Source organism: Hyphomonas beringensis (assembly GCF_000682755.1).
Lineage (GTDB): Bacteria > Pseudomonadota > Alphaproteobacteria > Caulobacterales > Hyphomonadaceae > Hyphomonas > Hyphomonas beringensis.
Genome location: NZ_AWFF01000041.1, coordinates 36049 through 42609, shown reverse-complemented (window position 1 = coordinate 42609; position 6561 = coordinate 36049). Strand labels below are relative to the sequence as shown.

General features: G+C 60.4%; 6 protein-coding genes and 1 riboswitch. Of the genes, 3 read left to right on the top strand and 3 right to left on the bottom strand.

The genetic code is table 11. The annotated features are described in order from the left end of the window. Together thiC and HY29_RS10335 are read right to left on the bottom strand one after the other, a co-directional pair. Positions 1 to 1703, bottom strand: a 1703-nt coding sequence (gene thiC, locus HY29_RS10340) for a phosphomethylpyrimidine synthase ThiC (protein WP_034796543.1), incomplete at its 3' end; no start/stop codon positions are given. A gap of 65 nt (positions 1704 to 1768) precedes the next feature. Beyond that, positions 1769 to 1878, bottom strand: a riboswitch (TPP riboswitch). A gap of 50 nt (positions 1879 to 1928) precedes the next feature. Then, positions 1929 to 2897 (bottom strand): hypothetical protein, encoded by a 969-nt coding sequence (locus HY29_RS10335; protein ID WP_034796542.1) that lies wholly within the window; start codon positions 2895 to 2897, stop codon positions 1929 to 1931. 153 nt (positions 2898 to 3050) lie between these two features. On the opposite strand from HY29_RS10335, the gene budC reads away from it, so the two are divergent. From budC to HY29_RS10320, 3 genes are all read left to right on the top strand, one after another. Then, positions 3051 to 3803: a meso-2,3-butanediol dehydrogenase gene (gene budC / locus HY29_RS10330; protein ID WP_034796541.1), complete on the top strand. Its 753-nt coding sequence runs from the start codon at positions 3051 to 3053 to the stop codon at positions 3801 to 3803. 85 nt (positions 3804 to 3888) lie between these two features. After that, positions 3889 to 4857, top strand: coding sequence for an acyl-CoA thioester hydrolase/BAAT C-terminal domain-containing protein (locus HY29_RS10325; protein ID WP_034796540.1), 969 nt, complete (start codon positions 3889 to 3891; stop codon positions 4855 to 4857). Between the two features lie 102 nt (positions 4858 to 4959). Beyond that, positions 4960 to 5766 (top strand): hypothetical protein, encoded by an 807-nt coding sequence (locus tag HY29_RS10320; protein ID WP_034796538.1) that lies wholly within the window; start codon positions 4960 to 4962, stop codon positions 5764 to 5766. An 18-nt stretch (positions 5767 to 5784) separates the two neighbouring features. Here HY29_RS10320 and HY29_RS10315 read toward each other — a convergent pair whose 3' ends face one another. After that, entirely contained in the window at positions 5785 to 6543 is a 759-nt protein-coding gene (locus tag HY29_RS10315) for an SDR family oxidoreductase (protein WP_034796536.1), read from the bottom strand. Positions 6544 to 6561: the final 18 nt, after the last annotated feature.

Here is a 6561-nt window from a genome sequence, read left to right as displayed (position 1 = left end):
TTGGGGCCGCACATGGAGCAGAAATGGGCGACCTTGTGGGCTTCCTTGGGCAGGGTCTGGTCGTGGAAGTCTCGGGCGGTTTCGGGGTCCAGCGCCAAATTGAACTGGTCTTCCCAGCGGAAATCGAAGCGCGCGCGTGAGACCGCATCGTCGCGCACCTGCGCAGCGGGGTGGCCCTTGGCGAGGTCTGCCGCGTGGGCGGCGAGGCGGTAGGTGACGACGCCGACTTTCACATCGTCCCGGTCCGGCAGGCCCAGATGCTCCTTGGGCGTCACATAGCAGAGCATGGCCGTGCCATACCAGCCGATCATCGCCGCGCCGATGCCGGAGGTTATGTGGTCGTATCCCGGCGCGATATCGGTGGTGAGCGGCCCCAGCGTATAGAAGGGGGCCTCGCCGCATTCGCGCAGTTGTTTCTCCATATTCACCTTGATCTTGTGCATCGGCACATGGCCGGGCCCTTCGATCATCACCTGACAGCCCTTGTCCCAGGCGATCTTCGTCAGTTCCCCGAGGGTTTCCAGCTCAGCGAACTGGGCGGCGTCATTGGCGTCTGCAATCGCGCCGGGACGCAGGCCGTCACCCAGGCTGAAGGAGACGTCATAGGCGCGCATGATGTCACAGATTTCCTCAAAGTGCGTGTAGAGGAAGCTCTCTGTGTGGTGGGCCAGCATCCATTTCGCCATGATCGAGCCGCCGCGGCTGACAATGCCGGTCACACGGTCTGCCGTCAGGTGGATATAGGCGAGGCGCACGCCGGCATGGATGGTGAAATAGTCGACGCCCTGTTCGGCCTGTTCGATCAGCGTGTCGCGGAAGACTTCCCAGGTCAGGTCCTCTGCCACGCCATTCACTTTTTCCAGCGCCTGATAGATCGGCACCGTGCCGATCGGAACCGGGCTGTTGCGGATGATCCATTCGCGCGTGTTGTGAATGTTGCGGCCGGTGGACAGGTCCATCACATTGTCGGCGCCCCAGCGGATCGCCCAGACCATCTTGTCGATTTCCTCTTCAACGGAAGAGGTGACGGCCGAATTGCCGATATTGGCATTGATCTTCACAAGGAAGTTCCGGCCGATGATCTGCGGCTCCAGCTCGGCATGGTTGATGTTGGACGGGATGATGGCGCGCCCGGCGGCGATCTCGTCGCGCACGAATTCCGGCGTGATGAATTCAGGGATGTGCGCGCCGAAGCTTTCGCCCTGTGCGATCTGTTCGGCGGCGCCTTCGACGGCCTTCTGGCGGCCGAGGTTTTCGCGCGTGGCGACATAGACCATCTCTTTCGTGATGATGCCGGCCTTTGCGAACTCATATTGCGTCACGGGCTTGCCCGGCAGGCCGCGCAGGGGGCGGTGCTGTACCGGGAATTCGCGGGCGAGATATTTGCCTTCCGCGCCGCCATTGTCTTCCGGCTTCACATCGCGGCCTTCATATTCCTCGACGCCGCCGCGCTCCAGAACCCAGTCGCGGCGTGTGCGGGCGAGGCCCTCTTCCACATTGATCGTGACGGAGGGGTCTGTGTAGGGGCCGGACGTGTCGTAAACCGGCACGGCGGGCTCGTTCGCGGACGGGTGCAGGTCAATCTCGCGGTGCGGGACGGCAAGGTCCGGCAGGGGGTGGGAGTAGACCTTGCGGCTGGCGGGCAGGGGGCCGGTCGTGACCTTCGGGGTTTCGAACTGGCTTTGGTCAGCAGGCTTGTTCATGGCGCATCCTCGCGAGCGTTGAGGTCTGCACCCATGGAGCAAGGAGGGAATCGGGGCCGAATGGGCCCGTGGCATCGTTCCGTCCCTACGCCGGCGCAAACCGGATCAGGTTCAAAGGGTGCTGGAGCGGGTCAGCTCCATCTCAGCGCTTCCAGACGCGCCCCTCGGATGCCTCACCTCTAGCGTGAAACGCGGCGGGTGAAAAGGGAGCGTGCCAGAGAGGCGCTATTCGGCCTCGTCCAGTCTCTTGACGGCCTTGTTCCACTCATCGGCATGGTCGCGCCAGTTACTGTAGATGCGGATCTGGTCGGGCGGCATGTGCATCAGCGCATCAATGTGGGGGCGGGCTTTTTCGGCGAGGGGGCGGGCAATGGCGTCCAATCCGGCTTTGGCGTCTTCCATCTGGCTTTCGTTTACGTTCCCTTTGACCGGGTTGTACCAGTACCAGGCATATACAGCCGAATAGGCGTTCTCGTCATAATGGTGGGTCCACTTGGTCAGGCGTTCGACTTCCTGCCCGTAAAGGCGGGCAAGATAGTAATCGAGTTCCATCCTGTGGGCCGGACAGGCGGCATGGAGGGAATTGAGGCGGTTCTCGATCCAGCCATAGGCCGGGTGTGCGTATTGTCCCCTGATGGTGCGATCCCAGAAGTTTGCCTCTTCCTGCAGGCGGAAGTTCGCATGATCGGCATAGGGGCAGGTCTGGTAGGCCGTGCCTGACATGACCGGGTGAAGCTGGCCTGCCAGCGCCAGCCGCATGATCTGGGGCAGGGCATACTGCAACAGCGATGTGGTTGCGGCGTTGTAGCCGAAATAGTTCTGCTCGCTGCCGTCGGCCTGTTTCAGCACGCTGGGCTTTTGTTTTGTGTTCCAGGCATAATCATTCTGCTGGATGGCCGTCAGTGCCAGTGTGATGTAGCGCTCCAACTCTTCCGGTGTGGTGGCCGTGCCCATGGCTGCGCTCATCAGGGTGGAGGCGATGGCCTGGGCGTCAGGCCGGTCCGGACAGGTCTCGATGGCCCATTCGGCCAGCTCCACGATGGGGCCGGGCTCTTTTTGCGTGCCCTGCCGGATGGCGGTTTCCATGTCGTAGAGGGTCTGTTCCGCGTCTGCGGGGCATGTGGCGGGCAGTGGCGCGGCTGCCGCGGCCAACGGAGCGGACACAAGAAAAAACGAAATCAGCAATCTGCGCATGAGAGAGGCACCTGTCAGGCAATTCGGGGACAAACCTGTCTCGCATATTTGAAACCTCAGGAAATCCCCCCTGGGGGTCATGCAGTTTCTTACGGAACGAGACCCCTTTGGCCGCATTGCATCAGGGTAGATTCAAGACAGAGGAGCGACGCCATGACGGACCGGAAAACAGTGATCGTGACAGGAGCAGGGTCTGGCATAGGGAAGGCGACGGCCAAACGCTTTGCCCGCGATGGATACAATGTTGTCCTCAACGGCCGCACACAGGAAAAGCTGGACGAAGTGGCCAGCGATATTGGCAGCGACCATGTGAAGGTGATTGCAGGCGATGTGTCGAACCCGCAGGATGTCGACGCGCTTGTAACCGGAACGGTCACGACGTTTGGCGCCATCGACGTGCTGGTCAACAATGCCGGGATCGCCCGCACCGGACAGCCGGGAAAGCTGTCGCGGGAAGATTTCCAGTCCATGCAGGACATCAATGTCGGCGGCATCTTCAATACGGTGACGACTGCGCTGCCCTATCTGGAAGATCGTAGCGGCAATATCGTCAATGTTTCCTCTGTGTCCGGACTGGGCGGGGATTGGGGCATGTTCGGGTACAATACGTCAAAGGGCGGAGTCAGCCTGATGACGCAGGGCATGGCGCTGGATTTGGCGAAGAAGGGCGTGCGCGTGAATGCGGTCGCGCCCAGCCTGACGCGCACGGATATGGCGGGTGGCATTTTCGAGAATGACGAGAAGATGGAAGAGTTCATGAAGCGCATCCCCATGCGACGTCCGGGAGAGCCGGAAGATGTTGCGGATGTGATCGCCTTTCTGGCGAGCCGCGATGCGCGCTTTGTGACGGGCGTGATCCTGCCGGTGGATGGTGGCCTGTCAGCCTCCAATGGCCAGCCTCAATAGGCCCTGGGCCGGTCCGCATCTCATGTCTTGGACGCAGGTCTAAAATCAGGGATAGTGCGCCCGAATTCATCACGGAGCCTGAATCATGACACTATTCCGCTGCGCACGGCAGGGCCTTTCCATGCTTGCACTGGCAGGCATCATCACAGCCTGTGCCCATAACAAGCCGGTCGTGCCTGACGAAGAGCCGGTGGTGGAAATTGTGCGGGAGGATATCGAGCTGCGCTCAGATGAGCTGTATGCCGACTATTTTCCTGCCAGGACGGTTGAGCCAGCCCCGGCCATACTCTTGCTGGGCGGTTCAGAGGGCGGCCTTGGCACGGGTGCGCGGCGTGACGCCATGGCCCTGCGCGATGAGGGCTATAACGTCCTGCAGATCTCATACTATCGCGCGCCGGGCCAGAAGGAAAACCTGGAAATGGTCCCGCTGGAGACGTTTGACCGGGCACTGGACTGGCTGAAACAGCGCGAGGAAGTACAGGCCGACAAGATCGGCATTTATGGCACATCCAAAGGCGCGGAAGCCGCGCTGATCGTTGCGTCTCGTCATCCGGAGATCGAGGCAATTGTCGCGGTGGTTCCGTCCAGCGTGTCCTGGCAGGGGGTCAACTGGGCCTTTGACGGGCGCCCGCCTGAATCGTCCTGGTCTCTGGATGGGGCGCCTTATCCGGCGCTGCCCTATGGAGCATGGGATGCTGATCTTGGCCTCTATTCCCTTTATAAAAATGGGCTGGCCGCCAGGGACGAGCACCCGGAGGCGGTCATTGCCGTGGAGAAGGCCGATGCCCCGATGCTGCTGATCTGTGGTTTTGCGGATACGCTGTGGCCGTCCTGCGAGATGTCGCAGCAGATCAAGACGAGAATGCATGAAGCCGGGAAGAAGGGTGTGACCATTCTGATGTATGCCGATGCCGGCCATTTTGCCGGGGGGATGCCGGGAGAGGCGCCAGAGGTAGATGAGGCCTCAGAATATGGCGGCACGACACAGGCAAATTACGAGTCCCAGGTAGATAGCTGGCCGCGTATTCTCGATTTCCTGGACGAGGAATTGTAGGGCACTGCCTTGATTAACAGGTGAAGCAGTTCCGTTAACCTTATGGCGACGGGATTGGGTCATGAAAGGGGCAACCGAAACACCAGGACGGGAGCCCCGCCCATGGCCTTCGACGCCACACTTGCCACGACGGACAAATCTGCAGCCAAGCCGACCAAATGGCGGCGCTTCAAGGTCGACCTCTGGCTGACCGACTTCAACACCGCCGAAATCGGCATTCTCAAGCATACCCAGCATGAGGCCAAATCCGACCAGTTCACCAAGGATATGGAGATCATCGGTCAGATCAAGGATGATGGTGAGCGCACGGGCCTGATCGGCTATCGCAAGGAATTGTGGAAAGACGAGAAGGGCATGAAGCGCCGTCTCGTGATAAAGCTGTTCACTGATTCCATGAACTGGCGCGGCTCGATGGACATGCTGATGGGGCGGTCTTTGCAGCTGAGTGTTGGCGCGAAGGGCGTGCCGGTCTGTGCCTATTCAGTAAATATTGCGCGGCATGACCAACTGGTTCAGCTGGAACGCTCAGCGCAGAAATGGCCACTCTTTCCGGAGAAATTCTCCTTCTTCATTGAGACGTCAAAAGGCCCTCGCTTTTACCGCTTGCGCCGAAAGGTGTTTGCCATCGGGGCGGATTATATTCTGTATGATGACCGTGGCCGGAAGATTGGCGTTCTGGATCACCGCATCATCAATCTCGGCGGATCATGGAAGGTGAAGCTGGCGGCAGACCATTCCTATGCCAAGCTGGAAACCGTGCTGCAGCTGTTCTGCACCATGCTGCGCTTTAATCGTGAGGCAAGGGGCCATGTGGGCCGGCAATTGGAGAAGGTGCTGAGAGGCCGCGCCACACGCGAACTGGATACGCATGAGCGCGATCTCTATATGAATCCCCGCCGCGCCCGTTAGGCTGGCGGGGGCAGGGCTTTAGCCTTCGTAATTGTCGTTCAGCATCTGGAAGACTTCCGCATGCTGGCCGTTCGCCTCTGCCGCGCGCAGCATCTTGGCTCTTTGCACGACCACTTCATCCGGCGTGTCTTCAATGCGGAAGCTCTCCATGGTTTCGGCAATGAAGTCTTCCAGCGGCATGTAGCTGGTGCGTGTTGACTGGCCGGGTGTGAGCGCCGTCCGCACGCCGGGCGGGGCGAGTTCGATGACTTCCACATTCGTATCCTGCAATTGATAGCGCAGCGATTGCGTCCATGCGTGGATTGCGGCCTTGGAGGCGCTATAGGCGGGCGTGTGGGCGAGCGGTACAAAGGCGAGACCAGACGTGACATTAACGAGCCTTGCCACAGGCTGTGCCCGCAGGTGCGGCAACAGGGCCGCTGTCAGGCGCATGGGGCCAAGCACATTGGTTGCCATCGTGTTTTCAGCCACACTCAGGTCCACCGGATCGGCCAGCCAGTCTTCCTTCGCCATCATGCCGGCATTGTTGAACAGCACGTTCAGGGATGGAAAATCCTCAATCAGGGCTGTGGCAAAGCGGGTAATGTCTGCGGCGTCCTGCACATCCAGTGTGCGGGCAAACATGCCTTCGCGTCCGTCAATCGTTTCCTCAAGGCTGGAGGCCGTGCGCCCCGCAACGATGACCGTATTGCCAAGGGCATGGAATTCGCGAGCGAGTTCGCGGCCAATGCCGGAGCCGCCGCCCGTAATGAGAAGTGTGTTTCCGCCGGTCTTCATGGGAGGAGTCCTTGGTTG

Bases quoted from the DNA above. Each gene is read 5' to 3' on its own strand.
- HY29_RS10315 (WP_034796536.1), bottom strand. From the start codon at position 6,543: ATGAAGACCGGCGGAAACACACTTCTCATTACGGGCGGCGGCTCCGGC.
- HY29_RS10325 (WP_034796540.1), top strand. From the start codon at position 3,889: ATGACACTATTCCGCTGCGCACGGCAGGGCCTTTCCATGCTTGCACTG.
- HY29_RS10320 (WP_034796538.1), top strand. From the start codon at position 4,960: ATGGCCTTCGACGCCACACTTGCCACGACGGACAAATCTGCAGCCAAG.
- budC (WP_034796541.1), top strand. From the start codon at position 3,051: ATGACGGACCGGAAAACAGTGATCGTGACAGGAGCAGGGTCTGGCATA.
- HY29_RS10335 (WP_034796542.1), bottom strand. From the start codon at position 2,897: ATGCGCAGATTGCTGATTTCGTTTTTTCTTGTGTCCGCTCCGTTGGCC.